Source organism: Turicibacter sanguinis, from assembly GCF_013046825.1.
In the GTDB taxonomy this organism is placed as follows: domain Bacteria; phylum Bacillota_I; class Bacilli_A; order MOL361; family Turicibacteraceae; genus Turicibacter; species Turicibacter sanguinis.
Genome location: NZ_CP053187.1, coordinates 2317184 through 2344165, shown reverse-complemented (window position 1 = coordinate 2344165; position 26982 = coordinate 2317184). Strand labels below are relative to the sequence as shown.

The following is a 26982-nucleotide window of genomic DNA, read 5'->3' as shown; positions in this document are numbered from 1 at the left end:
CCTCCCATCATATTCATGATTTATTTCATGTTCCTATATACATAGAAAAAAGGGTATTTCTACCTAGAAATACCCTTTTTATGCTTGGAATTCTTTCGTCACAATATAATGTAACTCCTCTTCTCCCGCCTCATTTTTTTGAACTTCTTTAATAATTAACCCACAAGCCAATAATTCGGCTAATCCTGGCTCTAAGTCATGCTTGGCTTCTTCTAAATTTTGTAACGTTCCTAAAATATCTTCGACCTGTTCCGTAATCAAATAAACAAAGAAAATATAAATATTTTTAGCTGCAGGTGACAACTGTTCACTTTCTAGCACGGATTGTGGTAGATCCATTGTATCTTCATCATAATAAAATTCAAAATTAGTATAATAACGCGTCTTCATATTTTGGCCTCACTTCGCTTCATTCAAGATGTAAGATTATTATACAACAATCTTACGTCCACAACAAATTGAAATCTATAAAATAACAATAGATTTAGCATTGGCGTTGCCCACAAACAGGAACTTTTCTATTATTAACTTTCAAGTAGCTATGTGTGGATCAGACGAGGATTTATTTTTATACCAATCCTTGATCACCTTTTTATATGAGTAAAATGAAGGTGCCACCCACCATGATGACTAACCCACTTGCAGATTTTTTCGTTAACTTTTCCTTTAAAAACATATAAGAAAATCCGATGGTTACCAGAATACTTAATTTATCGATTGGAACGACGAGACTTGCGTCTCCTTCTTGCAGTGCTTTGTAATAACAAAGCCACGATAAGCCAGTTGTTATCCCAGACAGTACAATAAAGAACCAACTTTTTGAATCAATATGCTTCACCTCATGTTGTTTATGGGTTACGAAGACGATAATCCATGCCATGATTAGCACGACAATGGTTCGAATTGCGGTTCCTAAATTTGATTCAACACCGATAATTCCAACCTTTCCTAAGATTGCAGTTAAACTAGCCAAAATAGCCGATAAAATGGCATAAAACATCCAACGACGATTACTAACCTCTTTTTGGATATCTTCCTTTTTCATAATCATTAAATAGGTTCCAACACCGATTCCAATCATTCCTAGAAGCTTCGTTATACTTAACCTTTCTCCTAAGAAAATGAATGCTAAAATCATCGTTAAAACTGTACTTGATTTATCAATTGGCGTCACTTTATTGACATCCCCCAGTTGCAATGCTTTAAAATAACAAAGCCATGATCCACCAGTTGCTAATCCCGATAAAATTAAAAATAGTAACGTTTTTAGACTAATCTCTGATATCGTTTGAAAAGAGCCCACGATAAAGACCATAAACCAAGAAAACACTAGAACAATCACAGTCCTTATAGCTGTCGCCACATTAGAATCTGTTTGTTGTATTCCAATTTTAGCTAAAATGGACGTTACACCGGCAAAAAAGGCTGATCCTATCGCATATAATATCCACATTAACACTCCCCCTTTCAAATCATTGTATCACATAACAGTCAACTGATTTTAAGAGGATTTAGGACTTATTTAGCGTAAAATGAATCACCAGTCCACTTTCCCTTCCATTTGTGGCCCAAATTCGTCCTCCATGAGCACCGATAATGCTTTGACAAATAGATAAACCAAGCCCTGCTACCTTCCGACTTTGATCTGACGTATAAAGTGGCTTGAAAATCTGCTCCAATTCTGTCTCTTTTACCCCACATCCTGTATCAGCAATCGAAATCAAAACCCCCTTTGCCTGTGATTGAATCTTAATCTGTATCCGCTTGATGGTTGATTCCTTCATATGCTTGATGCTATTGTCGATAATATTTCCAAATACACGTCGGATTTTTCCATAATCAATCTCAAGAACCTCATCCTGACACATATTTTCAACCTTAAACTCAACGCCAATTTCACTTAGTTCTAACTCATAATCTTGACGTAAATGTTCCTCTAATTGCTTTACACTCATCTTCTTTTTATGGAGTGAACTTCCCAAATTATAATTTAAGTAATGATCAAACTCATCAATAAGCTCCTTAATCACCATTGACTTGTCATAGATGGTCTCCGTATATCGTTTCATTCGTTCTGCACTTAAATTTCCTTTGTTCAATCGTTCTGCATACCCCATGATTGAAGTAAGCGGTGTTTTAATATCGTGTGAAATTGAGGCTATAATACGGCTTTGTTGGAGCTTTTGATCTTCAAGTTCATTTGCCAGATGTACAAATCGGTTTTTAAGCTTTCCAACTTCGTCACATCGATTTGTTTTTCGTGGCTTTATCCCCTTTTGATATTGATCCATATCTAGTTTTAAACCTTCAATTGGCTTGATAATAAATAAGTATAGTAAAGTAGTTAAAATGATAATACTGATCACAATATTAAATTGTTCAAAATCAAGCAAGGTCATAACTGGTGAAATTGCAAATGGATCTTCTACAGACAATATTCCTGTTACCTTTAGTAAATAATAGCTGCCCTCATATTCAAAAATAGAAGATTCATGGACACCCAGACTCCCCTTGATAGTTGGTTTATTTTCATATAGCGTTTCCCCTTCTAAGTTTTCAATCACAATTTGATAACAATCACCGTTATGAAAGGACTTAGAACCATACTCGTCAATCGACTGATTGCTTTGGATTTTAGATAAAATTTCAAAAGTTGTCGCATTCACACTTTGTTGAGCTTCCTCAATTTCTACTAATACTTGATCGGATAAATAAAAATTATAATACCAAACAAGGGTCCCAAAGTTTAAAATAAAGATTAAAAAAATGACGATGGCTCCTTTTTGTCGTAAACTCATCGTCCTTCTCCTTCAGGTTTAACTAGTTTATACCCGACTCCCCAAATGGTTTTAATATACTGATTATCTGGGTCTAACTTTTGACGTAGATTTTTGATATTAACCGCTACTGTTCCAATATCACCATAATTTTCGCCCCATATCGCATCAAAAATTTGTTCACGACTTAACACACGGCCACTATTTTCAACGAAGTACTGAAATAATTGAAACTCACGAGGAGATAAATCAATATTAACCTCGTCTTTAAAGACTTCATATCGATTTAGATATAATTTGAAACGATCAAACTGCAAAACATCTTGTAAGGATTCAATGGCATTCATTTGATGTCGTTTTTCTCTTCTTAAATGTGCTTTGACTCGTGCAACTAATTCCTCTACAACAAAAGGTTTGCAGATATAATCGTCTGCTCCCATTTCAAGCCCCAGTAAGGTATCAAGCGTTCTGCTTTTTGCACTGACAAAGATAATAGGCGCTTTCAATTGATCACGTACCCGGCGACATAATTCAAGCCCATCCATCTTTGGCATCATAATATCTAAAATCATGAGTGAAATCTCACATGATTCTTCTATCTTTTCTAACGCTTCGTTCCCATCATGACAAATGATTATTTCAAATCCTTCATCTTCAAGAGCATCCGCAATTAAATATGCAATGGCTTGATCATCATCCACAATTAAAATACGATCCATGTTCAATTCTCCTTCCCTTCAATATAAAGAGAGAGAAGCCAATCATTGCTTCTCTTTCCTATTATACATGTTCTTAATGATTAAAATCCAAATAAGTGTAAAAGTTTTTGCCAAAAATTAAGAGAAGTTTCTTCGACAACAGGGACTTCAACGGTTATATCTTTTGCGATTGCATTTGTTTTCATCACAAACTGAACGGATTCAACCTCCGTATTTTTATCAGACACAAAAGATTTCATTTCAAAGTCGCCACCTATTATATCTGAAATCATTTCATCCACTTTATCACTGACTTCTTGATCAATTCCAGTTGTTTCTTCTCTCATTTGTCCTGTTCCATCTGAAAGTTCAATTGTTCCATCGACTAGTTGGTTCACTCCATCAGCAAGACTTACCGTTCCATTATACAGTTCAGTCGTTCCATTTTGAAGCTCTGTTGTTCCACTTTGTAGTTGATTCACGCCATCTTTTAAGGTATTGGCTCCATCTGATAAACTAGTTGTTCCACTTGCTAACCCATTCACTCCTGTTACCAATGATTTAGCCCCTTCGCCTACTTGTGACACACCATCAGTATAGGCTAAAATTCCTTGATGAAGTATCTGGTACTCTGTGGCTAACTGTGCGACTCCATTATTTAATGTCTGCACTCCTTCGCGAAGTGTCGCCATTGGTCCTGTTGAAGAGAGCATTCCTGATACACCAGAGACTAATGTTACAATCCCAGAATGAATGCTATCATAATTCGCATTTAAAGAACCAATTCCACCAACAACTTGATTCACCCCTTCATTAAATGCACCATAATTGGCATTTAATCCGTCCATTCCAGCAGAAATTTGGCCAATTATTCCTGCTTGTTGTTGATAAGCATAAACTAGTGCCTGAACATTTGTGTCTTGACTACTACTAAGCGCGGCTAGTAATCCCTGCATTTCTTCTGATTGTGATGATGCGGCAAGTTGTTGTAAAGCCCCTGCGCTTTGAGAAATCCCTGCTGCAATTTCATTTGAGCTATTGACAAGTGACTGACTACTACTTGCTAAATCATTAAGTCCTCCTTTAAATGATTCTGATCCATTTTGAAGCTGTGATAGACTATTTCCCATCTGCCCACTCTCTAAAATGAATTGATCGACTCCACTTAATAAAGCTCCTGCTCCTTCTTGTAATTGATGAATTCCATTCACCACAGCTTGAGATCCTTCTGTTAACATAGAATTTTGACTCACCAAGGTATCAAGCCCAGTCGCTAATTCTAAAGATCCATTTTGTAGTCTTGAAGTCCCATCCTTTAACGTTTGAATCCCTGAGTAAAGACTAGAACTTCCAGCCGCTAATTCATTCATTCCCTTACTTAAAGACGTCGCACCATCTTTTAACGTATTCACCCCATCTTTTAATGTTGCTGTGCCATCTTTTAAATCAAAGCTTCCGTCTTTCAGTTCTGTTGCACCGTCGTCAAGTTTTACCACTCCATCTTGAAGTTCAAGTAAACGATCGGTAAACTCACTTGTGTCTGGATTATCAATATTCAAATTTAATGGAATCCCATTAATTTGAATGCCATCCATACTAAAGTCTGTTGAATTCACTGTAAACTCAATTTCTTTTTCATTTCCAGCCATCATGGTATAGACTAATTGTTTTTTACTTCCTACATTGGCAACGGTTGCTCCCTCAGACTTAACAAGCGTTGTATAAGTTGAATCAAATGCAATCGTGGTTTGAAGAGCAAAATTTTCAAAGAAAACTGAATCGACTTTTGTATTTTCTTTCACACTTAATTTCACTGTGATTTCTCCATTTGCCCCTGCAAGTTCATTAGCATCTACTTTTTTACCATTTAAATAATAACTAATGTTCAATAACCAAGGAATGTCTGTCGTTTCCAAATCTCCTTGATAATAAAAACGTCCATTCACATCATCAATCGTAATTTTATCTTGTGCTAACGTAATGGGAGCTGTTGTCGTTAAATTACTAACACTGGTATAAGGTCCGTAATCGACGATACGACCTCTACTTTCTGAATTAAATACATTCACGACATAGATATTTTCAACATTACCGCTCTGGTTTAAATTAATATAAACGACTTCTTCTTTTGGAATATTTACACTTGCCAATACCCCAATTTGAGTTGAACTCATAATAAGTGCACTCGCACTCACCATTGATACTATTTTAGGCATTGATGATTTCATGTTTAACTCCTCCACTCTTTTGTTCACGATAAAACTTTGTCTTTAAGGTTGTTTTTTCAATGATTGGATCGCATAAGACCAGTAAAGCTGGTAAGAATAATAACACTAAAATAACTGAAATAAATCCTCCACGTCCAATTAACACCCCTAATTGACTAATCACAACATTTGTTGAAATAATTCCAATATTTGCTCCTGCAATACATAAAATTCCACCTGATGTTAAAATTGATGGTGCTGTTTCCGTAATGGCACGCGTTGCCGCTTCATATTTAGAAACAGATTGTCGATGATGTAGGTAACTTTCAGCAAATAAAATGGCATAGTCCACTGTAGCCCCTAGTTGAACCGAATTAATGACCAAATAGCCAATGTAATTTAAACTTGTTCCACTATAATAAGGAACCGATAAATTAATCCAAATCGACGCTTCGATTGTCAATAATAACAAGACAGGTAAAGATAGTGATTTAAATGTCACGAGTAACACAACCCCAATGGCACCAATCGCTAACAGATTGACCCATAAGTTATCATTAGTTACCGTCTCTTTGATATCGTATGTACTAACAGATCCACCTGCTAGGTAATAATCATCGTCATAATACTCATGTGCAATCTCGCGTAGCTTCGCCACAAATTCAAAGGTTTGTTCCGATTCTTCATCTACCGCTGCTGTAATGATAAAGCGACTATAATCTTCTGAAATTAATTTAGATGCCTCATCTTCTGGTAAATAGTCTAAAGGAATCTCTGATCCTACGACATCAACGATGGATAAGACAGAGGTTACTTCAGGAAGGGTTGATAGGTTAGCTGACAGTTCTTTTTCTAATCCCCATTGCCCTTTTGGTACCATTAATGCAAAGGTATTTGCTTCTCCAAATGTTTCATTAATCAGAGCCTTTTCCTGTCCCACTTGTGACTCGGGTGTATTCATACCTGAAGATCCATACATAAAGTCTGTTTTTTGCTGAGCTAAAAAACAAGGAACAACTAATACAAGAACTAACACTAAGATTCCTGTTCGAACACGAGTTGCCAATTTTGCAATTTTATTAAATGATGGCATAAAGGAACGGTGATGTGTTTTATCAATCCATTTATACGTATACATCGCCAGAACAGGTAAGAAAAATAACACGGATAATAAACTGAAAATAATTCCTTTTGCTAAAACGATTCCCATATCTGGGCCAACTTTAAAACTCATAAGTGTCAAGGCAATAAATCCAAAGAAGGTCGTCAATCCACTTGAAAAGATAGAAGATGCCGCTTTAATCATTGCTTGATGCATCGCATCTTGGACAGACATTCCCTCATCCCTAAACTCTGCAAATCGATGCAATAAAAAGATGGCGTAATCCATCGAGACTGCTAATTGTAAAATATTACTTGTTGCATTCGTAATGAATGAAATTTCCCCAAAGATGATATTGGTTCCCGCATTTAACGCAATCGAAATCCCAATTGTCACTAAAAAGAGAACGGGCTCAAACCATGAACTTGTCGTCACGAGTAATACGACAAAGATCATCGGAATTACAAACCCCATAATCATCGGAATTTCAGTTCCCGTTGAAACTTGAGCTGCAGCCGTTGTAACCGCTTCTCCTGTCATTGCTCCTTCATCTCCAATAATGGCACGAATATCATCTAACACTTTCACCGGCTCTTCTTCAGAAATTGTTAACGAATAAAGAGCCCCGTTATCTACATACCACTTAGCTACCGTCTCTGGTTCTAGGGTTTCTAGAGGTTTTGTCACATCTTCAGAATCATCTAACCATTCAATTGACTCAACGCCTTCAACGTTTGCTAACGTTTCTTTATAAGCTAATGCCTCGACCACACTCACATGTGGAATATAAACACGTACATTGGGGGTTTTTGTCGTATAAGCATCATCCATCACTTCAAGCGCAAGCGTTGAAGGGGCATTATCAGGCAAATAATCAGCTAAATTATAATTCACTACAACCTGTTGTTTTAAAAACAAACACACAATGGCCGAGATAATAAAGCATAATAATACAGCCTTTTTATGTTTCAAGACTTTATCTGCTATCACATTCATAACTCTGTTATCCTCCTTTTTGTCTCTAGAGTTATCTTAACAACAAAAAATTAGAGAATCGGTTAAAAAAAATTAAGAAATATTAAAAATTAAAAAGCGCTTAACAAAAAAACACTCCCAAAAAACAGTGTAAGATCTCCTTTTAACTTTTATCAGTTCTCTTTGCAAAGAGCCCTATCTCCACCGCCTGTGCCTTGCAGCCATCATATCCACTAGAGGAATCAGTCCTACGACTTCAACTGTTATAAAAAATTTAATACAAATAAAAAGATTAATCTGAGTATAGTCGATGACTACTAACTTGAGATTAACCTTTTTTTATTTTCTCTTCAAATATCTACTTTTAAAAAACTATATTTTCTCAGATAAATGCGGGATTGAATAGGATGTTTTAACCAACTAGAATTTACTATTTCATCAAATAATACGTGAGGCTAATTAAAGCTTGTTATAAAACAGGTTTTAATGTATCTATCGCTAAATCTATTTATTACTATAAACATAAATGAAATCAAACAAAATACGGCATGAGTCTGATTGAAGTCAGACCACATGCCGCATAAATTCTATTTTTATTGATTATCTATCTGACAGGATTACTTCACCTTCAGCATAGCCCATTATAATATTTAATTCAATTATAATAAGACTAAATTTTATCCATAAAAAAAGTTATCTCATTTAAATAATAATTATTTTTTTCTATTTTTATAGACAGCCACAATGCCAGATAGAGTTGTCATAATTCCATCTAACATAAATGGTAAACTCTGGATTGTCAACACTAAACTAAACAACTTTTTTAAGGGTATTTTGACGATATTCAACTGGGGATAAATATCCCAGTGAAGAGTGGATCCTATGATTGTTATACCAGTTAACGTAGTCGGCAAATTCATAACCTAGTTGTTCTTGGGTTTCAAATATCTGATGGTTTACAAATTCTGTTTTGATTACTTTATAGGTCGCTTCTGCAACAGCGTTGTCATAGAGACATCCCTTCATACTTAAAGAGCGTTCAATTTCAAATACCTCTAAAATCTCATCAATGATTTTATTCTTAAATTCGTTACCTCGATCCGTGTGGAAAATCTTGATTTGACTTAGGTTAGTTTGGACTGTACTGAACGCCTTCTTAACTAATTCTGCATCCTTATTAGGCCCAGAGCTATAACCGATAATTTCACGATTAAACAGGTCTACAAGCACACAAAGATAGTGCCAGCGATTTTTTACACGAACGTACGTTAAATCACTGACAACAACGTTTAAATGTGGTTGTTCATCAAAGTTACGATCCACGATATTTTCAGTGTTATCTTCGTTACATTTAGCTGTATGCGGCTTAAATTGAGCAACGGTATAATTCGATACAAGGCCTTCTTGTTTCATGATACGACTAATACGACGACGTGAAACTTGTTGTCCCATCTTTTTTAACTCTTGCTTAATTTTTCGAGTCCCGTAATTATTTCGGCTTCGACGAAAAATCTCAATGATATCAGTAACCAGTTGAGTTTCATCTTTCTTCGGTTTAGACTCATAATAATAAGTGCTACGAGGCACATTAAGGACTTTGCACATCGCTGAAACTGAATATTTGTGTGTATTGTTTTTAATCACATTTATCTTCGTCCTAAGATCAGCGCGGCTTGCTTTAAAATATCATTTTCCATTTCCAATTGCTTAACTTTTTTACGAAGTTGGATTAACTCCTGTTCTTCTTCTGAGCGGTTATCTTTCTCCTTAAAAGAACCTGTAGAAGTTGACTGTTTAATCCATTTATCGAGTAAAGACGATGAGATATCGTATTCACGAACAATATCACATTTACGTTTCCCATTTAAATAAAGCTGGACTAATTGGTTTTTAAATTCATCTGTATACGTACGGCGTGGTCTACGAGTTTTAGTTTGGGTCATGTTAAAGCTCCTTTAGATTGATATTATTTATAATTCTACATGACCTTAAAAAAACTGTCTAATTAATTGTAACCTATCCATAGTTTACTAAATTAGGGCTAACCAAAGGATTCGTTCCACTGTATAACCCTGCTTCTATATTAGTTATACTACTGTTTATTTCTATCCCAGTAAACATTTGAGTCTTTGCCTCTGTCCCGAATGTGAATTCAGTTATCAGTTCGCCAGAATTTAGAACGTTGGGTCTTATTATTCCATTACTAACACCCACGGTATAGGCTAATAATTTTTCAAATTCACACTTATACTGTTCTGCTTCATAAGCAAGTCCGGAGTCTTGTGGCGTGAATCCAGCTTCCAAAAAAAGTGAGTGTTCCTTCATGATTCTTAAAAAATATAAGTGTAGTTCGAGTGATAACGTAACATATCTCTGATCATTCATCATATTCCCCCTAAAAAAGTAATGTCTCTACAATTCTATGTATTTAAATATTCAGGAATGCTACTAGTGAGATAAGATTTTCTAATATTCCAATAATGAATTAGGAAGCTTAAGCTATGTCATGATCAACTTAACAGACTTGTTCAAAATTAGATCAATGGATTATGAGTTTTTTCATTATGTAAAAGTAGGGTTACTTATTTTTAAAAAAACTCATTCAACCAGCCTTGTGTAAACAAATTATACATTAGATAACTTAATGGGGATGGCCGTTTCTACTAATCGGATTGCGCAAGCTCCCTCCCCGGCTTGACAGGATGTGGACGCTATGAGGGCACCATCTGTACCATTTATAAAGAAACAACATATCTGTAACAGAAATCAATTCTGAATTAAGATACGTTTTTAGTCTACATGCCTTTCGTCCTCAAAATAACTTATAAATCTCTCGTGTCGTCACGCTCTCAATTTGATGGTAAGGAAACAAAATTTGATTCGCTTCTTTCTTAAATTTTTCCCAATCTGCACAATCTTTTAAAATAAATAATGGCATACTAGCCTTTTGATTTTGGAACAAAACGTGGTATTCAATTTCGGAGTTCGCCCACCAAGACTCCTGATCATACATTTGCTTGAATCTCATTACTTTTATTTGGTAAAAAAATACCAATCACTTCAAATTCATATGTTTCGCTGGCCATTATATTCTCCTCGGCATAAACTTTTTCTAAGTCTAATTTTTCAAGATTTCTTAATGGATCACATAAACACGGTTATCTAATGTAAAATCTGAACCTAATCTTAAATAATTGAGGGTTGCGAACTCTTCTGAAATTAAGACTGGTACTTTTTCAAAAGTCGTTTTCTTTAGTTCATCCTCAATAAAACTTCGCCCTTCTTTGAATATCATGATGTCTTCCTTTAAGATAGCAACTTGCGTATGAGTGACACCATTTGTAATAAATTGAGTGATAGGAACGGTAGAACAAGCCTTGTCTCCTTCTTTCGCGAGTTCATTTGGAAGTTTCAACTTCTCACTATACAGCTCAAGTCCTAAATGATACTCTACTGATTGAACCGAATCTAAATTGGCAATTTCCTTGATTTGTTCAAGCGATACTCTGTTATAATTAGGATCACTCACTTTCATCTCTTGATTAAAGGTAATCGTTGCCATTTTTAATTGCTGTTCCTCAACTTTTTGAGCCGATGGACTTATCTTCAAATTAGGAAAACAGAACATACTCGATACGGAGATTAGTAAAAAAAATAAGATGATTTTTTTACGATACATTTTATGACTTCCTAAACTATTATCCATCATTATTTAGTATCCTATTTATTAAATAATAACAAAACAAAAAACCATTATCTTCATATCGATAATGGTTTTTTGTTTTGATGAGGACAATGTTTAGTAATATCCCCTTTCACATAATAAAGCATAACAATCATTAACTTCTTCATCCGTGAATAACTCAGAATATTCACTTTTAATAATTGTGGCCTCCATCGTTAAATCAAGGCGTCCCGCTTCAGCTAACTGATTAAAACAGTCTGATGTTCTGCCTTTTCTTAAAATTTCTTGTGCAGTTCTCACAATTCCAAATCGTTCAATGGTTTGGAGAAATCTTGTCATTTTGCAGTCATACTCTTTTTCTGCTACTTCACAGTTTTTGATGACTTCCTGTTGTAGTTTTTTCTCTAATGCTGTCATTTTTACACTCCAGTATTCATTGTAAATTCGTTCACTTTATTTAGTTTATCATAAAATATCGTCAATGGTTAAATTAATTTAAGATAGTTGTAGCACTTAAAATCCTCTTATCTAAGAAGTCTGACTTAACTTTTCCTTGTGTCTTTTCAATCCTTTTAGCGTGACCTTAAAAAAACTTTTTTCATCCGTAACTGATCCGACCGTAAGGATTTTTCCTTGAAAATTTATTTATCTGTTACAAAATGAAAATCTAAGACCTATTGCCTTATAACAGTTAATGCTAATTATGGTATAATTAAGGTTTGAAAGAATTTGGAGGGAATAATTTTGAATACACTAAAGAATTGGATTAAAAAAGAAATCGTACTCGTGATTGCTTCCTGTTTAGCACTACTATCCTCTTTTTTTACAGGTTTACACACCTCACATATCGATTTTAATGTTTTAATGTTACTTTTTAACTTGATGATTGTCGTCGCTGCTTTTAAAAAACTCAATGTCTTAGACAAAATTTCAACACTCATCTTAAGTCGTTGTCAAAATACGAAACAACTGACCCTTGGATTAATGTTATTAACCTTCTTCATGGCCATGATCATTACAAATGATGTTGCCTTAATTACCTTTGTGCCGTTAGCGCTCATCTTAGTCAAATCAACACACCTCGACGCGATTAAACTCATCGTTTTATTAACGCTCGCCGCAAACCTCGGAAGTAGCCTCACCCCGATTGGAAACCCACAAAACTTATACTTATATTCTTATTACCATTTATCACCGAGTGAATTTTTAAAAATAACCTTTCCACTCGGGCTTATGTCCTTTGCCTTACTACTTGTTATTGTGTTAAGGGATAAAAAAGAACCTCTGCAAGCTGAATTATCTTGCACAAACATCGAACAACCTAAAAAGGTATTAGCCTATTCTTTTTTACTTGGCATCATTTTAATGTCCGTGTTTCATCTCATAAAAGTAGAATGGACGTTCATTTTGACTCTTTTATTCGTCCTAATTTCAGACCGTTCCCTATTCAAAAAGGTAGATTACGCACTACTCATAACCTTTATTGCTTTCTTTGTTTTTATCGGGAATATCTCTTCTATTCCTGCATTAACACACTGGATGCAAGCAATGCTTCAAACTGAGCCAAAAACTTATTTGGCAGGGATTCTTTCCTCACAAATCATTAGTAATGTACCGGCCGCTATCTTACTCTCAACTTTCACACCTTATGCAAAATCACTCCTCATCGGAGTCAATATCGGTGGACTTGGAACCCTAATTGCCTCACTAGCTAGCGTCATTTCATATAAATTATTTGCTCAAACCTATCCGAATCAAACGGCAAAATATTTAAAAGTATTTACGTTATATAATGTGTCTCTACTCTTCATCCTGACCCTATTATTCTTAATATCCTTATAATTCTATATTAAATGAAAAGATTAATTTATTTTTTTAATTAATCTTTTTTATATTTTTTTAAAAATTGGTAAAAATAATTTTGAATTGGACCCTATATGTCCTATTTTTTTGATATGATTTGTTTACATAAAACATAAACTAACTTGGAGGAATCTTAAATGAATGAATTTATGAATCAAGCACAATTAATAAAAGATGAACTGATAGAATATAGACGATTTATTCATGAAAATCCTGAAGTAGGTGCCGAACTTCCAAAAACAAAAGCGTTTGTCATGAATAAACTGATGGAGTTTGGTTACGAACCGACAGAGATTTGTGAGAGCGGAATTGTTGCCACAATTTCAGGACCAAATCCAGGAAAAACCTTCTTATTACGAGCAGATATGGATGCACTTCCTATGAAAGAAGAAACAAGTTGCGATTTTAAATCGACAAATGGATGCATGCATTCTTGTGGACATGATATGCACACCGCAATGTTACTTGGAGCTGCTAAATTACTTAAACAAAATCAAAATCAAATCGAAGGAACAATTAAACTAGTGTTCCAACCAGATGAGGAAGGATTTACAGGAGCTAAAAAAATGCTTGAAGCGGGAGTCCTTGAAAATCCAAAGGTTGATGCCGCCATGGCGATGCATGTTCACTCAGGTTCTCCTTCAAACGTTGTCTTATGTGGGCTTGGAACAAGTATTGCAGGATGCAATCGCTTTAGAATTGTAGTTAAAGGAACAGGATGCCATGGAGCCATGCCTGAACTTGGAGTCGATCCGATTAATATTGCAGCTCATATTTACATTTCTTTGCAAGAAATTATTGCTCGTGAAGTATCACCAACACAACCTGCTGTTCTAACCATCGGAAAATTTGCCGGTGGAGACGCTCCTAATATCATTCCAGGAGAAGTGATCATGGAAGGAACGATTAGAAGTTTGAATAAAGAACTCGGTGAATTCATTTTTAACCGTATGAACGAAATTGTGACCTCAACTGCTAAAATGTTTAGAGGAGAAGCAGAACTTATTGAATTATCTTCAGTTCCACCATTAGCCAATGATACAGACTTAGCAAAAGAAGTCACGACTTATGTCAAAGACTTAGTTGGTGAACAAGCTGTAGTCTTATTTGAAGGTGGCGGTATGGGATCGGAGGATTTCGCCTCTTATTCATACGAAGTTCCAAGTGTTTATATGATGCTTGGTGCTGGAACAAAACAAGAAGATCCTTCATATGGAGAACCGATGCATAATGAAAAAGTCGTGTTTAATGAAGACATCTTAGCGACTGGAGCCGCGATGCATACCTATTGTGCTATCATGTGGCTAAAAAATCACGCTAAATAATCAAAATCAATCAGAAAGGTAACAAAATGAGATTATTAGAACTCGTCTTTTATTTATTAAAATGCCACTCAAAAGTAACCATTAAAGAATTAGCGGAGACTTTCGATGTTTCAACGAAGACGATTCAACGTGATATTGACAAATTATGTGTTCTTGGTATTCCGATTATATCCACCCGAGGAAAAAATGGTGGCATTGAAATCGATCAGAATTATATCATTGCGAAGCAAGTTTTAAAACAAAGTGACTACGAGTCATTAATTACGTCGTTATACATCGGACAGCAGTTCAGTCAAAACATTAGTCATTCCTTTTTAATTGATAAGTATCAATTGATGGAACCTAAGCGATGTTCACAAATCTTAAATCACTTAAATCATTATTTCGTCATTGATTTAGATGATAATCCCTTTGATCGAAAAGGTGAGCTTTATCAACAACTTGACCATGCCATCCAAACCAACTCTTATATAGATTTGGAAATAAGACAAAAACGCCTAACCGTCATCCCTATCTCTTATGTCTTAAAGCCGGTTGGAATTTGCTTATATTGTTATCATGAAGACTATATGCTAATTCCAATCACTCAAATTGTCAAGGTCGATGTTTTAAATAAGCCTTTCAATCAATCTATGATTCCCTATCAAGCTCAACAAGAAAAACCGGATATTTCATTTAACAACTAAATAAAGCAAAAGCACCTCATGGAGATTAACGAGGTGCTTTTGCTTTATTTAATGAAAAATTGACTGCTTTTTCTCTAACATTTCTTCCATGAAATGTCGAAAATTCACAACTCAAACCATCACATTTTTTAACCCTTTCTTTGCATATCCCTTTACACCTTATCTAGCCTAAATTGACTAGATAGGATGTTGTTTTAAGTCACTCTAGAGATGGCTCATCTTTTATGCTTGTTCAAATTGACTGTTATATAATTCTGCGTAGAATCCTTGTTTAGCTAATAACGATTCATGATTTCCACTTTCTAAAATGTCGCCATCTTTTAAAACTAGAATCACATCTGCATTTTTAATCGTTGATAATCGATGTGCAATCACGAAAGAGGTTCTACCTTCCATTAATTGATCCATTGCTTGTTGAATAATAAGCTCTGTTCTCGTATCAACGGAACTTGTGGCTTCATCTAATATCAACATCGGTGAATTTTTCAGCATCGCTCGTGCAATCGTTAATTGTTGTTTTTGTCCAGCTGATAGATTCAATTTATCATCTAAAATCGTATCATAACCATGATGTAACGTTTGAATAAAATGGTGTAATCCCACCGCTTTACAAGCCTCTTCAATTTGTTCATCCGTAATATGCGCTTGATTATAAACTAAATTTTCTTTCACTGATCCTTCAAATAACCAAGTGTCTTGTAAAACCATACAGAATAAATCATGAATGTTCTCTCTGGTTAATTGATTAATTGGCGTACCATCAATATAAATCGCTCCACCATTTATTTCATTAAATCGCATGAGTAAGTTAACAAGTGTTGTTTTTCCAGCACCTGTTGGACCAACAATCGCAATTTTTTGACCTGGTTTTACTTTTGTCGAGAAATTTTTAATAACCGGATGAGTTGTCCCTTCATAGGTGAATGTCACATTTTTAAACTCTACATTTCCTTGAGCTGTTTCAAGTCGTTTTATTTTATGGCTCTCATCCTCCATTTCCTTCGCTTCTAAAAATTCAAAGACACGATGACTTGCCGCTGTTGCTGATTGTAAGCTTTGCGCTGCTTGTGCCATTTGTGCTAGGGGTTGTGTAAAGTAGCGAACATACATAATAAAGGCCACAATCACTCCAAATGAAATGACATCATTCATTGCAAGGACAGCTCCAACGATACAAACTGCAACATATCCAAGGTTTCCAATAAAGGTCATTAATGGCATCATAAGACCTGCCAATAACTGCGCCTTAAATCCATTTTGCTTTAATTCTTGATTCATCGATTCAAAGATATCTCCCATTTGCTTTTCAGCATTATAGGCTTTCACAATCGTATGCCCTGTGTAAACTTCTTCAATATGACCATTTATTTTTCCTAAGCCTTCTTGTTGTTTTAAGAAGTATTTTTGTGATTTTTTCATGATAAATCCTACTAAAACAAAACCAATTACAGTAGCTAAAATAGCGGTAATGGTTAATAACACATTTGTTTTAAGCATCATGATCAAAGATCCCAAGAACAAACAAATTGCCGTCACTAAAGTTCCAACACTTTGATTTAACGTTTGTCCAATTGTGTCCACATCATTCGTTACTCGAGAAAGAATATCACCTGTTGTTGTCTTATTATAATAAGACATGGGTAGTTTGTTTATCTTTTTAGATAAATCTGTTCTTAAATTTTTCGAAACCTTTTGCGTTATATTTGCCATAATCAAGCCTTGAGAAAGTGATAACACAAAACTAATTCCATAAATGATGATTAATGTCATCCCAATTGAACTAATGGCTTCGATATCAATCTCACCAAATAATCCCTCAGTCATCAAATCTGTCATTTCTGATAGCTTATCTGGCCCAAATAAGGTTAGGGATGTTCCAATCCCTGCACCAATTAGTGCAATAATCATCATAGGAAGATAGCGACGACAATAATGAACTAATTTAATCAGGCTACTTTCATTTTTATCTTTTTTTCTCATTACGCAAGCTCCTCCTTTGAAAGTTGAGAATAAGCAATTTCTTGATAAGCTTCACAATTTTCCATCAACTCATTATGTGAGCCCATTCCGACGATTCGCCCCTCTTCTAAAACAATAATTTTATCAGCATCTTTAATGGTTCCGATACGCTGAGCAACAATTAATAACGTTGTTCCAATGGTCTCTTTTTTTAGAATACTTCTTAATTGTCGATCAGTCTTGTAATCAAGCGCTGAAAATGAATCGTCAAAAATTAAAACTTCAGGACGTCGAGCAATCGCCCTCGCGATAGATAAACGTTGTTTTTGTCCACCAGATAAATTGGTTCCACCCTGAGCCACATGAGCTTCATAACTGTTGTCCATTTTCTCAACAAATTCAGAAGCCTGTGCAATTTGAACTGCATCCATTACTGTCTCTAATCCTTGTGTTCCTTTTCCATTCTCTCCAAATGCAACATTCGATTGAACAGTCCCTTCAAATAAAGTCGCTTTTTGAGACACATAACCAAATTTATTACGAAGTGCTTTTTGGTCATATTCTTTTACATTAATCCCATTGATTAAAATTTCACCTTCACTGACATCGTAAAAGCGTGGAATTAAATTAACCAATGTACTTTTTCCACAACCTGTCGCTCCGATAAAGGCAATGGTTTCTCCACGTTTTGCTGTAAATGATATATCTTCTAATACATAATCATCACTATCAGCATATTTAAAGCTCACTCGTTTAAATTCTATTTCACCACTCATTCCTGTTGGCGATTGAGTCAACGAACCATTTTTAATCACTGATTTTGTTTCCAATACCTCGTTAATTCGTTTAGCCGAAACAGTAGCACGTGGAAGTAAAATAAATACCATAATTAACATCATAAATCCCATGACTACTTGTACCGCATAAGATGAGAAAACAATCATATCCGAAAAAATTTCCATTCTTGATGGTAATGTCGCATCATTAATCAAGATAGCCCCAACCCAATAAATAGCAAGACTTAAACCGCTCATAATCATGCTAATACTTGGCATTAAACTTGCCATAACAGAGTTTGTATATAAATTGTTATACGTTAAGTCATTATTCGCTACCGTAAATTTATCTTCTTGATATTTCTCTGCATTATAGGCACGAATCACACGTAAACCACTAATATTTTCTCGAGCACTTCGATTTAAATTATCCGTTAATTGTTGAATTCTTCTAAATTTAGGTAATGCAATGATCATACAGATTCCAACAATGATGAATAAAACCATGACAGCAACTCCTGTTGACAACGTCCACTGCCAACTTTTATCATAGATTTTCATTAACGCCCAAAATGCCATAATAGGAGCTTTAATTAACATTTGTAACCCCATGACAATAAACATTTGCACTTGATTAATATCATTCGTTGAGCGTGTAATTAAACTCGCAGTTGAAAAATTATTAATTTCCTCCATTGAGAAGGATTGGACTTTATCAAATAATCCTGAACGCAATCGTGCTGAAAAGTTCGCCGCAATTTTAGCTGAAATAGCCGCTGCAATAAATGAGGTTCCTAAGCTAGCTAACGCGCACAAGAGCATGTATCCCCCAGCCACCCAAATCTCATTCATCTCACTTCCTGGTGTTTGAACTAATCGCGTAATCTCACTCATATAGTCCGGTAATTTTAAATCTAACCAGACTTGAGCCACAATAAAGATGAAGCTAATAGCAAAAAGAATCCATTCTTTTACTTTTAAATGTTTAAAAATCTTTATCATATTAACTCACTCCTTTTCCTAATGATAAATGTAGGATACAGGAAAAAGATTAACTGAAAAAAAACTTTTTACTTTTTTAATGTATAAAAATAAAAGAATTCTATTCTATGACATGATCAATAAAATAGAATTCTTTCTTTTAGATTATATTGGGTAACTCAATTGTAAATGAACTTCCTCTTGATAAGGTACTTTCACAGGCTATACTTCCTTTATGTAAATGAATGATTTTATAGACAATAGATAAGCCTAAGCCATTTCCCATCGTGGCATGAGACGTATCTTCTTGATAAAACTTATCAAATATTTTAGGGATAGCCTCAGCCGCAATCCCAACTCCTGTATCACTAATAGTAATAACAATTGAATTGCTAACTTTCTTCATACTGATATCAATGATTCCATTTTGTGAGATAAACTTTATCGCATTATCAAGTATATTTAACCACACTTGATTTAACATTTCCTTATTCCCAAAGTAATGATAATCTTGAATATCTGCATTCAGAATTAACTGTTTTTTTTCTAATTTTGTTTCTAATAATAACACGCATTGGCGAATTTGTTCCCCAATATTAAATAATTGTTGGTCGCTTAAAATAGACTGTGCTTCGACCTTAGAAAGCGTCAAAACATTTGTCGCTAAATTTGAAAGACGGGTTGACTCTTCAATGACAATATCAAGGTATTCTTCTCTTTCCTCTTTCGTTAATGAATCATCTTTTAAAATTTCAGCAAATCCTTTAATTGAAACAATCGGGGTTTTAAATTCGTGAGAAAAATTATTAATAAAATCCGTTCGTAAAACTTCAATTCCTGCTAATTCTTCTGCCATATGATTAAAATTTTCAGACAATAACTCATATTCAGGGGGATGTGTAATATTTAATCTAGCTGAAAAATCCCCACTAGCTAATTGATTCATAGCGTCCATAAACATTCTAACTGAACTTAACATTCTTTTACTCGCAACCGTTGAAATAATAGTCCCCACAATAATACACGATACTAACGTAATCAGCATAATAATAATTGGCTTCTCACAAGTACTTTCATTAATCCATCCAAACAAAAGACTAAAAGACATTAAAGCCCCCGTAATTGCAAATGTAATTAAATACATCACAAAAAGAGAAAGAGAAAAATAAAGGGTTAGGGTAATTCTTTTTTTGATTGCCTTCATACTTTTTTAACCGCCTTATACCCCAGTCCACGAACACATATCAATTCAAATTCAGGATAGTTCGAAAACTTATTTCTTAAACGATTGATATGAACATTAACCGTTGTATCGGTTGTCTCGCTTTCCATTCCCCAAATTTCATCCATTAATTGAATTCGTGTGAAAATGCGTCCAGGATAAGACAGTAATTTATATAATAAATAAAATTCTTTTTGCGGAAGGGTCTGAATTTCATTTTCTCTTGTCACTGTTAACGCATCATAATCTAACCTTACTTTACCAATCGTTAATTTTCGTTCATTTACAATTTGAGATCGACGAAGAAGTGCTCGAATTCTTAAAAGCATTTCTTCAGTATCAATAGGTTTGGTCATATAATCGTCAGTTCCAACAATAAAACCTTTTTTCTTATCTTCTGGTAAGTGTTTTGCTGTAGCCATTAAAATCGGCATCGTAAAATTCGCTTCCCTTAATAATCTAGCCACTTCAAATCCATCCATTTTAGGCATCATAATATCTAAAATGATTAAATCGATATGTTGGATACTTAAGATTTCCAATACCTTTTCACCATCTTCGGCAGTAAACACAGTATATCCTTCCCGCTTCAATAATGTTTCTAATAATTTTCTAGCATGCTTATCATCTTCTGCGACTAATATATTAATCATCTTTTGCCTCCAACCTGATTGATTGAATCATTAAAATTCTTATCATTACTATTTTATCAAAGAACAATAAACTGTACATAAACTGATCTTATTGCGACACAAAAAATCATTTCTTTTTCTGTCATAGATATCCTAGATTTAAGGTATACAAAGAGATTAATTTCTACAAAATAGTGACATAATCTATCTCATTTCAAACTTTAATTTTGAGATTTAAGGAGTGCTTAAATTATGAAAAAAAAATTAAAACATATTCTCATCTTAGCAACCGGTGGTACAATTGCCGGAAGTGGTCCTGAAGGAAATACAACAGGCTATCAAGCAGGTGTCATCTCAATTGATGAAATCTTAGCTGATATTCCAAACTTAAAAGAAACTGCTCGCATTAGTGCCATTCAAATTAGCAATTTAAATAGTGATGATATCACATTCAATGAATGGAAAAAACTTGTGGATGCCATTCATGAACACAACGATGACCCAGATATGGATGGATTTGTGATTACTCATGGGACTGATACCTTAGAAGAAACTGCCATGTTTTTAAACTTAACGCTTAAAACGACAAAACCCGTGATTTTGACTGGTTCTATGAAACCTGCAACAGCTATCAGTGCAGATGGTCCCTTAAATCTTTACGACTCTGTAGTCGTTGCCACCCATGAAGATGCCATCAATAAAGGCGTGTTAGTTGTCTTTGATAATGCCATTTACTGTGCACGCGATGTTAAAAAAATTAGTACCTTTCAAACCGACGCCTTTGGTTCAGGGAAATTTGGAGCGATTGGATTTATCCGTGATCATAAAGTTGATTTCTATTTAATGACCACCAAACCGCATACCATTCACTCAGACTTTGATATTACCGGTTTGGATCGACTTCCATCGGTTGGAATGGCCTATTTCACGATTGATAGTGACCCTAGTATTTTACCTTATCTAGCCAGTCAGCATGATGGATTGGTAATCGTTACAGCAGGTGATGGACAATTAAGCAAACGTTGGCTTGATGCCATTAATGTCCTTTTAGCGCAAGAATATCCTCTTATTTTAAGTACACGTGTTTTCACTGGAAATATCTCGGCTCAAAACAATGCCAATACGTTTAATCCCCAAAAATCACGTATTTTGTTACAACTTGCCCTTACTAAAACAAAAGATCAGAAAATTATCAATCGCTATTTTTCAACCTATTAATCAAAAAACATTATCCTAACACCCCCAGGATAATGTTTTTTGACATACTATTTATTTCTTAAAGCATAAACCTCATCGATTAATAAGCCTGTTTTAGTGGCAATCACTTCGTCATCTAACAGATCTAATAAATTTCTGGCGATTTCTATTTTTTCTTGATGACGTACTTTTTCTATTTCGTCCTCATCTTCATTTTCAGTAGGAATTGACGCTTGTCCTACTAGGTTTAATTGATAATATAATTCTGTTCTTTTTTCTAGCAAATCTTAAATCTTCGATGATGTTTCATATTCATTTGTTGTACAAACTAATGAATCGCAACGATGTTCCTTCAGTGTTTCTATTTCTGCTTCAATTTTTTCAACTTCTTGATTAATTTGTTCTACATTCATTTTAATATCCCCCTCTTTTAAGTTAGTTAAATTAGATCATTATTATTTCAAACCCTAATCAAAAACGCTTGCAAACTTATTCACAATCCTATCTCCTAACAAAAAGATGACTGGATAGGCAGTCATCTTTTTATTTAATCTTCAATCCACTCTTTTGAATTAGGCATTAAATAATGTGGCATCAATTCAGTTATGCAATAGGTTTGAACTCCTGCCCTAAATAATGGTTCAGCATTTAAATAAGCAGCTATTGCTTCGTAAGAGTTTGACTTCATGATGAATAACCCACCACTCAAATCAGCCTTTAAAGATGACATCAAACTTAGTCCTTAATCCATCACTTTTTTTGTGCATGCCATATGCTCTTTTAAAAGATCGTCATTCATTGCCTCTTGATTTTTAATCGTCCCTTCAACCACGTAGTATTTCATTAAGATGAATCTCCTTTTTTATCTTCTTGTCTTGTTATGATGCTACGACAAACGCCTATCACGAGTCCATCAATTTACCCCTTAACTCTAATACCGTAAATTTTTTGAGGTCTTGAATGAATTCTTTCACCGCTTTTTCAGATGTGGACCATGAAGTCACTAATCGTATGACGGTTTCAGTTCGATTAGTTGAATCCCATCTCGTAAAAAGATACTTAGTTTCAAGTAAGGCGACAATTTTATTTGGAATAATCGGAAAAATCTGATTCGTGTCTGAGTCGACCATAAACTGATAACCTAAAGAGCTAATACCGACCTTCAATAATCTGGCCATCTCATTCGCATGATTGGCTAATTCAAAATAAAGATTGTCTTTAAATAACTCGCTAAACTGAAGACCTAAAATACGTCCCTTTGCTAATAAGGCACCTTTTTGTTTCATATTAAAACGGAAATCTTTTCTAAGCATTGGCTGATTGATCACGAGTGCCTCACCACATAATGCTCCCATCTTCGTTCCACCGATATAAAATACATCTGTCAACTGAGCCAAATTTGATGGTAAAAGATCATTTTTCTCGCAGCATAAGGCTGACCCTAACCGAGCCCCATCTAAATAACAAATTAAATTCTGTTCTTGGCAGTACTCATAAATGGCTTCAAGTTCAGATTTTTGATAAATTGTTCCGAGTTCAGTAGGATTTGAAAGATACACAAGCTTAGGCTTCACCATATGTTCATCAATGTGTGTTTTTAATACGTCTTTTATTTGAGCAACACTCAATTTTCCATCATGTGAAGAAACTGGAATGACTTTATGCCCCGTTGCTTCGATTGCTCCAGTTTCATGGACTGCCACATGACCTGAATCCGCAGAAATCACGGCTTCATAAGGTTTTAAAAAAGCAGAAATCACCGTTAAATTCGTCTGTGTCCCCCCCACAAAAAAATGAATTTCATCGTGATTTAACATAAACGTTTCCTTTATCAAATGAGCGGCTTCGGTACAAAAAACATCGTCTCCATAACCCTGATGTTGTTCTAAATTCGTTTGCTGAAGTGCTTTTAAAAGATTAGGATGTGCCCCCTCACTATAATCATTTTTAAAACTATACATAGCGACCTCTCCCATCGTTTTATCTCATGCTAACCATGTATATGAGAAATATCGCTATCATATGCTAAATTTATCTTATATCAAAAAGATTCTGATGGACTATTCCATCAGAATCTTTCTTTTATTATATTGTTATTTCAACTTGGTTTCCCTCAGGATCTAAAATGCAACTTTCATAATAACCATCTCCTGTTGTACGAGGACTACTTAAAATATCGTATCCTGCCTCTTTTAGACAGTTTGTCAACTCGTCTACCTTTTCTTTACTCCCAACACTAAACGCAAGATGTATGTATCCCGTTTGATATAAAGACTTTTGGTCTCGCTCTAAATTAGGTCGTGTCATTAATTCAAATCGCATCTGATTTTCAAACGTTAAAAAATAAGTCTGTAGACCAGTCTTTTGATTATGGTATTTATCCCCGCAGGTTGCCTCAAAAAATTGCATATAAAATCGTTTCATCTCTTCTAACTGTCTGACATACATCGCCATATGATTAATTTTCATGTGTCTTCTACTCCATCTATTTCTTTAAATTCACTCAGAGCTTCTTATTTAAACAAAATTTTTCTAAGGCATACGCAATCCCATCCTCTTCATTAGAGAACGTGACAAAATGTGCTATGTCTTTTAACGCTTGAACTGCATTCTCCATCGCAATGCCTAAGCCTACGTATTTGAGCATTGAAGCATCATTATGTCCATCACCAAAAGCTACCACTTCTTCTTTTTGGCAACCTAGGTGATTTAAGACTGTTTCTAACGCTTTTGCCTTATCAATGCCTTTAGCTGTATATTCAACATAAAAAGGGGCTGTAAACATACAATTGCACTGCTCATTGAATGGATACTTCATATCCTCAAAGATCTCTTCCATATAGTCAGGCATACCACTCGTTAGTATTTTATGACATTCAAACTCAACAAATGCTTCTAAATCGTCTACCTCTTTTAAAATAAATGCATTACCTTTTGTTTCGTATTCGACTAAATACCCGTCTACATTTTCTACATATAAATGAACTCCATCGTCAATCATCGGCGTTAGATTAAACTGCTTAAGATGTCTTAAGATTGACTTCGCCTCTGATATGGAAAGGGGGTTATTGAGTAAAATCGCTTTCGTGCTTAAATCAATCACTTGACTTCCATTGTAACTCACTAATAATCCCTGATGCTGATCCATTTCAAGTTCTTTCGCTAGATTTAACAATCCACTGGTTGGCCGTCCAGATGCCAAGACTAAAATCATTCCCTGTTCTTGTGCCATCTTTAACGCTGCTTTGGTCTTTTGGGTAATTTTCTTTTCTTTATTAGTTAATGTTCCATCCACATCCATCACAATCACTTTATAAGGGTTCATCCTTCTAACTCATCCTTTCAAACGACATACTGCCTCTTCTTCTAAATCTTTTACTGTTATTTCACGATTTTTATAATAATATTTTAAATCCTGTTCATTAATCTCTCGAAGAACACGGCATGGATTTCCAACAGCTACACAGTTGGCTGGAATACTCTTGGTCACCACACTCCCTGCTCCAATGACTGTATTTTCACCAATGATAACCCCCGGACAAATCACAACACCCGCTCCAATCCAACAATTATCTTCAATTATCACGGCATCAGTATACATATACTCTCTATAATTTGGATTAATGGGATGACCAACTGTTGCAATTGTGACCCCAGGTCCAAACATTACTTTTTTACCAATCGTTATTTTCCCATCATCCACAAATTGACAATTAAAATTCACATAGGATTTTTCGCCAATCTCTATATTATATCCGTAACAAAAATAAAAAGGAGGTTCAATCCAAGCTTTCGTTTCCTTGCCAAAAATCTCGTTCATGAGTTGAATTCTTGTTTGAATCTCATCAGGGCCTGTTTCATTAAAAGCTTTCATTCTTCTCTTAGCATTTTGACGGTCTTCTGCTAGTCCATCGCAATTGTCTGTAAATAATTGACCTGCTGCCATTCGTTCTCGCATCGTCATGTTACTCTCTCCTACTTCTCAAACTTTTAATTGTTTGCTCACATGTGCTATATTATAATAATAGTCTATAAATTTTCGAATTACTATCATAATAGACTATTAACTTATAACAATTGTATTTTTCAAAGAGGGTTTATCTATGTTAGAACTTAAATTATTTCAAGACCATTCTGAGGATGTAGCCTATAACTTCACTGACTTTTGCATTCGCTCAAACTTTGCAAGACTTAGTGATTATCCAAATATGTCAGCTGCCAATCATTGGCATGATGATTTTGAATTTACGATTATCTTACACGGAAAAATGGCCTATTCAATCAATGGAAAACCTTATCTTTTGACGGAAGGACAAGCTATTTTTGTAAATTCTGGACACATGCATTACGGTTTTTCAAGTAATGGTGATGAGTGTGAATTTATTTGTATCCTACTTCCACCTTCTCTCATTTCTGCCATTCCTCGAATAACCGATCACTACGTCAATCCCCTTAAACAAGACTCCTCTCATCCCTTTTTTATACGATTGCTTACCAACTTTATCACCATGTTAAACAAGATCAAACTGCACACGAGTCATTTCTGGATAAAGGAATTGGGCCCTTGCGACAAATGATTAGTTACATTCAACAAAATTATTCCGCCAAAGTCACCTTAAACGATATTGCGATAGCTGGGAATGTTTGTCGTAGCAACTGTTGTAAAATATTTCAAAAATTTCTCAATCAATCGCCCATTGGTTATCTAACCGAGTACCGTCTAGAAAAAAGTCTTTTCCTGCTTAAAACGACGAACTATACCATTACTGAAATCGCCCTTCAATGTGGCTTTAACAGTTCAAGTTATTTTACTGAAACGTTCCGTAAAGAACTGAATTGTACGCCCTCAGACTATCGAAAAAAACATAAACACTAAAAACTCCGAATCGTCCTTCAA

28 protein-coding genes are annotated in these 26982 nt (G+C 34.8%); 6 read left to right on the top strand and 22 right to left on the bottom strand.

Features of this window, described 5'->3' with window-relative positions; all coding sequences use genetic code 11:
• Positions 1–78 precede the first annotated feature (78 nt).
• From HLK68_RS11370 to HLK68_RS11320, 11 genes are all read right to left on the bottom strand, one after another.
• A complete protein-coding gene (locus HLK68_RS11370) occupies positions 79–390 on the bottom strand; it encodes a hypothetical protein (protein WP_006785495.1) in 312 nt (103 codons plus the stop codon).
• 202 nt (positions 391–592) lie between these two features.
• On the bottom strand, positions 593–1453 hold the full coding sequence (locus HLK68_RS11365; protein ID WP_132942965.1) for an EamA family transporter: 861 nt from the start codon (positions 1451–1453) through the stop codon (positions 593–595).
• A 58-nt stretch (positions 1454–1511) separates the two neighbouring features.
• On the bottom strand, positions 1512–2798 hold the full coding sequence (locus HLK68_RS11360; RefSeq protein WP_006785493.1) for a sensor histidine kinase: 1287 nt from the start codon (positions 2796–2798) through the stop codon (positions 1512–1514).
• Complete coding sequence (locus HLK68_RS11355) at positions 2795–3496, bottom strand: response regulator transcription factor (protein ID WP_132942966.1); 702 nt, start codon at positions 3494–3496, stop codon at positions 2795–2797. The genes HLK68_RS11360 and HLK68_RS11355 overlap by 4 nt, the downstream gene beginning before the upstream one ends.
• Positions 3497–3576: 80 nt before the next feature.
• Positions 3577–5703: a hypothetical protein gene (locus tag HLK68_RS11350; RefSeq protein ID WP_132942967.1), complete on the bottom strand. Its 2127-nt coding sequence runs from the start codon at positions 5701–5703 to the stop codon at positions 3577–3579.
• A complete protein-coding gene (locus tag HLK68_RS11345; RefSeq protein ID WP_129821348.1) occupies positions 5684–7780 on the bottom strand; it encodes an efflux RND transporter permease subunit in 2097 nt (698 codons plus the stop codon). Before HLK68_RS11345 ends, HLK68_RS11350 begins: the two co-directional genes overlap by 20 nt.
• Before the next feature lie 789 nt (positions 7781–8569).
• Positions 8570–9702, bottom strand: a protein-coding gene (locus HLK68_RS11340) for an IS3 family transposase (protein WP_170837677.1) whose coding sequence is annotated in 2 segments (ribosomal slippage) — positions 8570–9441 and positions 9441–9702 — 1134 coding nt in all. Because the reading frame shifts where the segments join, the coding sequence is not laid out codon by codon here.
• A gap of 73 nt (positions 9703–9775) precedes the next feature.
• On the bottom strand, positions 9776–10144 hold the full coding sequence (locus HLK68_RS11335) for a DUF2935 domain-containing protein (protein WP_055163978.1): 369 nt from the start codon (positions 10142–10144) through the stop codon (positions 9776–9778).
• A 427-nt stretch (positions 10145–10571) separates the two neighbouring features.
• On the bottom strand, positions 10572–10772 hold the full coding sequence (locus HLK68_RS11330) for a hypothetical protein (RefSeq protein ID WP_132942789.1): 201 nt from the start codon (positions 10770–10772) through the stop codon (positions 10572–10574).
• A gap of 123 nt (positions 10773–10895) precedes the next feature.
• Positions 10896–11468: a hypothetical protein gene (locus tag HLK68_RS11325; protein ID WP_132942788.1), complete on the bottom strand. Its 573-nt coding sequence runs from the start codon at positions 11466–11468 to the stop codon at positions 10896–10898.
• 90 nt (positions 11469–11558) lie between these two features.
• Entirely contained in the window at positions 11559–11861 is a 303-nt protein-coding gene (locus HLK68_RS11320) for a hypothetical protein (RefSeq protein ID WP_006785767.1), read from the bottom strand.
• 327 nt (positions 11862–12188) lie between these two features.
• On the opposite strand from HLK68_RS11320, the gene HLK68_RS11315 reads away from it, so the two are divergent.
• The 3 genes from HLK68_RS11315 (at position 12189) to HLK68_RS11305 (ending at position 15318) form a co-directional block, all read left to right on the top strand.
• Positions 12189–13286: an SLC13 family permease gene (locus tag HLK68_RS11315; protein ID WP_006785766.1), complete on the top strand. Its 1098-nt coding sequence runs from the start codon at positions 12189–12191 to the stop codon at positions 13284–13286.
• 158 nt (positions 13287–13444) lie between these two features.
• Positions 13445–14632: a M20 metallopeptidase family protein gene (locus HLK68_RS11310; protein ID WP_006785765.1), complete on the top strand. Its 1188-nt coding sequence runs from the start codon at positions 13445–13447 to the stop codon at positions 14630–14632.
• 26 nt (positions 14633–14658) lie between these two features.
• Positions 14659–15318: a helix-turn-helix transcriptional regulator gene (locus tag HLK68_RS11305; protein ID WP_006785764.1), complete on the top strand. Its 660-nt coding sequence runs from the start codon at positions 14659–14661 to the stop codon at positions 15316–15318.
• A gap of 222 nt (positions 15319–15540) precedes the next feature.
• Here the strand turns inward: HLK68_RS11305 and HLK68_RS11300 are convergent, their stop codons facing one another.
• The 4 genes from HLK68_RS11300 to HLK68_RS11285 form a co-directional block, all read right to left on the bottom strand.
• Positions 15541–17298: an ABC transporter ATP-binding protein gene (locus HLK68_RS11300; RefSeq protein ID WP_132942787.1), complete on the bottom strand. Its 1758-nt coding sequence runs from the start codon at positions 17296–17298 to the stop codon at positions 15541–15543.
• The gene (locus HLK68_RS11295; protein ID WP_132942786.1) at positions 17298–19055 is read right to left on the bottom strand and encodes an ABC transporter ATP-binding protein; all 1758 of its coding nucleotides are present in this window, start codon (positions 19053–19055) and stop codon (positions 17298–17300) included. Before HLK68_RS11295 ends, HLK68_RS11300 begins: the two co-directional genes overlap by 1 nt.
• A gap of 139 nt (positions 19056–19194) precedes the next feature.
• Positions 19195–20238, bottom strand: coding sequence for a sensor histidine kinase (locus HLK68_RS11290; protein ID WP_132942785.1), 1044 nt, complete (start codon positions 20236–20238; stop codon positions 19195–19197).
• Entirely contained in the window at positions 20235–20909 is a 675-nt protein-coding gene (locus HLK68_RS11285) for a response regulator transcription factor (protein ID WP_006785760.1), read from the bottom strand. Before HLK68_RS11285 ends, HLK68_RS11290 begins: the two co-directional genes overlap by 4 nt.
• 231 nt (positions 20910–21140) lie before the next feature.
• Here HLK68_RS11285 and HLK68_RS11280 point away from each other — a divergent pair, with 231 nt between their 5' ends.
• Complete coding sequence (locus tag HLK68_RS11280) at positions 21141–22106, top strand: asparaginase (RefSeq protein ID WP_009607717.1); 966 nt, start codon at positions 21141–21143, stop codon at positions 22104–22106.
• A 47-nt stretch (positions 22107–22153) separates the two neighbouring features.
• Here HLK68_RS11280 and HLK68_RS11275 read toward each other — a convergent pair whose 3' ends face one another.
• The 7 genes from HLK68_RS11275 to HLK68_RS11250 all read right to left on the bottom strand — a co-directional run bounded on the left by HLK68_RS11275 (position 22154) and on the right by HLK68_RS11250 (position 26049).
• Positions 22154–22369, bottom strand: a complete 216-nt coding sequence (locus tag HLK68_RS11275; RefSeq protein WP_006785758.1) for a hypothetical protein — start codon at positions 22367–22369, stop codon at positions 22154–22156.
• Between the two features lie 3 nt (positions 22370–22372).
• Complete coding sequence (locus HLK68_RS14755) at positions 22373–22498, bottom strand: hypothetical protein (RefSeq protein ID WP_006785757.1); 126 nt, start codon at positions 22496–22498, stop codon at positions 22373–22375.
• A 134-nt stretch (positions 22499–22632) separates the two neighbouring features.
• Entirely contained in the window at positions 22633–22815 is a 183-nt protein-coding gene (locus HLK68_RS11270) for a YciI family protein (RefSeq protein ID WP_006785756.1), read from the bottom strand.
• Between the two features lie 172 nt (positions 22816–22987).
• Positions 22988–24061 carry a threonine aldolase family protein gene (locus HLK68_RS11265; RefSeq protein ID WP_009607703.1) on the bottom strand — a complete coding sequence of 358 codons (1074 nt, stop codon included), beginning with the start codon at positions 24059–24061 and terminating at the stop codon, positions 22988–22990.
• Between the two features lie 109 nt (positions 24062–24170).
• Positions 24171–24554 carry a VOC family protein gene (locus tag HLK68_RS11260; RefSeq protein WP_006785754.1) on the bottom strand — a complete coding sequence of 128 codons (384 nt, stop codon included), beginning with the start codon at positions 24552–24554 and terminating at the stop codon, positions 24171–24173.
• Between the two features lie 34 nt (positions 24555–24588).
• Positions 24589–25410, bottom strand: coding sequence for a Cof-type HAD-IIB family hydrolase (locus HLK68_RS11255; RefSeq protein WP_055164005.1), 822 nt, complete (start codon positions 25408–25410; stop codon positions 24589–24591).
• 9 nt (positions 25411–25419) lie between these two features.
• The gene (locus tag HLK68_RS11250; RefSeq protein WP_129821562.1) at positions 25420–26049 is read right to left on the bottom strand and encodes a sugar O-acetyltransferase; all 630 of its coding nucleotides are present in this window, start codon (positions 26047–26049) and stop codon (positions 25420–25422) included.
• Between the two features lie 139 nt (positions 26050–26188).
• On the opposite strand from HLK68_RS11250, the gene HLK68_RS14620 reads away from it, so the two are divergent.
• On the top strand, positions 26189–26662 hold the full coding sequence (locus tag HLK68_RS14620; RefSeq protein ID WP_238843590.1) for an AraC family ligand binding domain-containing protein: 474 nt from the start codon (positions 26189–26191) through the stop codon (positions 26660–26662).
• Positions 26659–26961, top strand: a complete 303-nt coding sequence (locus tag HLK68_RS14615; RefSeq protein ID WP_238843653.1) for a helix-turn-helix transcriptional regulator — start codon at positions 26659–26661, stop codon at positions 26959–26961. The genes HLK68_RS14620 and HLK68_RS14615 overlap by 4 nt, the downstream gene beginning before the upstream one ends.
• Positions 26962–26982 lie beyond the last annotated feature (21 nt).

What these genes read in the sequence shown, in the direction of transcription:
- HLK68_RS11370 (WP_006785495.1), bottom strand. Translation starts at nt 390, where the DNA reads ATGAAGACGCGTTATTATACTAATTTTGAATTTTATTATGATGAAGAT.
- HLK68_RS11365 (WP_132942965.1), bottom strand. Translation starts at nt 1,453, where the DNA reads ATGTGGATATTATATGCGATAGGATCAGCCTTTTTTGCCGGTGTAACG.
- HLK68_RS11360 (WP_006785493.1), bottom strand. Translation starts at nt 2,798, where the DNA reads ATGAGTTTACGACAAAAAGGAGCCATCGTCATTTTTTTAATCTTTATT.
- HLK68_RS11355 (WP_132942966.1), bottom strand. Translation starts at nt 3,496, where the DNA reads ATGGATCGTATTTTAATTGTGGATGATGATCAAGCCATTGCATATTTA.
- HLK68_RS11350 (WP_132942967.1), bottom strand. Translation starts at nt 5,703, where the DNA reads ATGAAATCATCAATGCCTAAAATAGTATCAATGGTGAGTGCGAGTGCA.
- HLK68_RS11345 (WP_129821348.1), bottom strand. Translation starts at nt 7,780, where the DNA reads ATGAATGTGATAGCAGATAAAGTCTTGAAACATAAAAAGGCTGTATTA.
- HLK68_RS11335 (WP_055163978.1), bottom strand. Translation starts at nt 10,144, where the DNA reads ATGAATGATCAGAGATATGTTACGTTATCACTCGAACTACACTTATAT.
- HLK68_RS11330 (WP_132942789.1), bottom strand. Translation starts at nt 10,772, where the DNA reads ATGTATGATCAGGAGTCTTGGTGGGCGAACTCCGAAATTGAATACCAC.
- HLK68_RS11325 (WP_132942788.1), bottom strand. Translation starts at nt 11,468, where the DNA reads ATGATGGATAATAGTTTAGGAAGTCATAAAATGTATCGTAAAAAAATC.
- HLK68_RS11320 (WP_006785767.1), bottom strand. Translation starts at nt 11,861, where the DNA reads ATGACAGCATTAGAGAAAAAACTACAACAGGAAGTCATCAAAAACTGT.
- HLK68_RS11310 (WP_006785765.1), top strand. Translation starts at nt 13,445, where the DNA reads ATGAATGAATTTATGAATCAAGCACAATTAATAAAAGATGAACTGATA.
- HLK68_RS11305 (WP_006785764.1), top strand. Translation starts at nt 14,659, where the DNA reads ATGAGATTATTAGAACTCGTCTTTTATTTATTAAAATGCCACTCAAAA.
- HLK68_RS11300 (WP_132942787.1), bottom strand. Translation starts at nt 17,298, where the DNA reads ATGAGAAAAAAAGATAAAAATGAAAGTAGCCTGATTAAATTAGTTCAT.
- HLK68_RS11295 (WP_132942786.1), bottom strand. Translation starts at nt 19,055, where the DNA reads ATGATAAAGATTTTTAAACATTTAAAAGTAAAAGAATGGATTCTTTTT.
- HLK68_RS11290 (WP_132942785.1), bottom strand. Translation starts at nt 20,238, where the DNA reads ATGAAGGCAATCAAAAAAAGAATTACCCTAACCCTTTATTTTTCTCTT.
- HLK68_RS11285 (WP_006785760.1), bottom strand. Translation starts at nt 20,909, where the DNA reads ATGATTAATATATTAGTCGCAGAAGATGATAAGCATGCTAGAAAATTA.
- HLK68_RS11280 (WP_009607717.1), top strand. Translation starts at nt 21,141, where the DNA reads ATGAAAAAAAAATTAAAACATATTCTCATCTTAGCAACCGGTGGTACA.
- HLK68_RS14755 (WP_006785757.1), bottom strand. Translation starts at nt 22,498, where the DNA reads ATGAATGTAGAACAAATTAATCAAGAAGTTGAAAAAATTGAAGCAGAA.
- HLK68_RS11270 (WP_006785756.1), bottom strand. Translation starts at nt 22,815, where the DNA reads ATGTCATCTTTAAAGGCTGATTTGAGTGGTGGGTTATTCATCATGAAG.
- HLK68_RS11265 (WP_009607703.1), bottom strand. Translation starts at nt 24,061, where the DNA reads ATGGGAGAGGTCGCTATGTATAGTTTTAAAAATGATTATAGTGAGGGG.
- HLK68_RS11260 (WP_006785754.1), bottom strand. Translation starts at nt 24,554, where the DNA reads ATGAAAATTAATCATATGGCGATGTATGTCAGACAGTTAGAAGAGATG.
- HLK68_RS11255 (WP_055164005.1), bottom strand. Translation starts at nt 25,410, where the DNA reads ATGAACCCTTATAAAGTGATTGTGATGGATGTGGATGGAACATTAACT.
- HLK68_RS11250 (WP_129821562.1), bottom strand. Translation starts at nt 26,049, where the DNA reads ATGACGATGCGAGAACGAATGGCAGCAGGTCAATTATTTACAGACAAT.
- HLK68_RS14620 (WP_238843590.1), top strand. Translation starts at nt 26,189, where the DNA reads ATGTTAGAACTTAAATTATTTCAAGACCATTCTGAGGATGTAGCCTAT.
- HLK68_RS14615 (WP_238843653.1), top strand. Translation starts at nt 26,659, where the DNA reads ATGATTAGTTACATTCAACAAAATTATTCCGCCAAAGTCACCTTAAAC.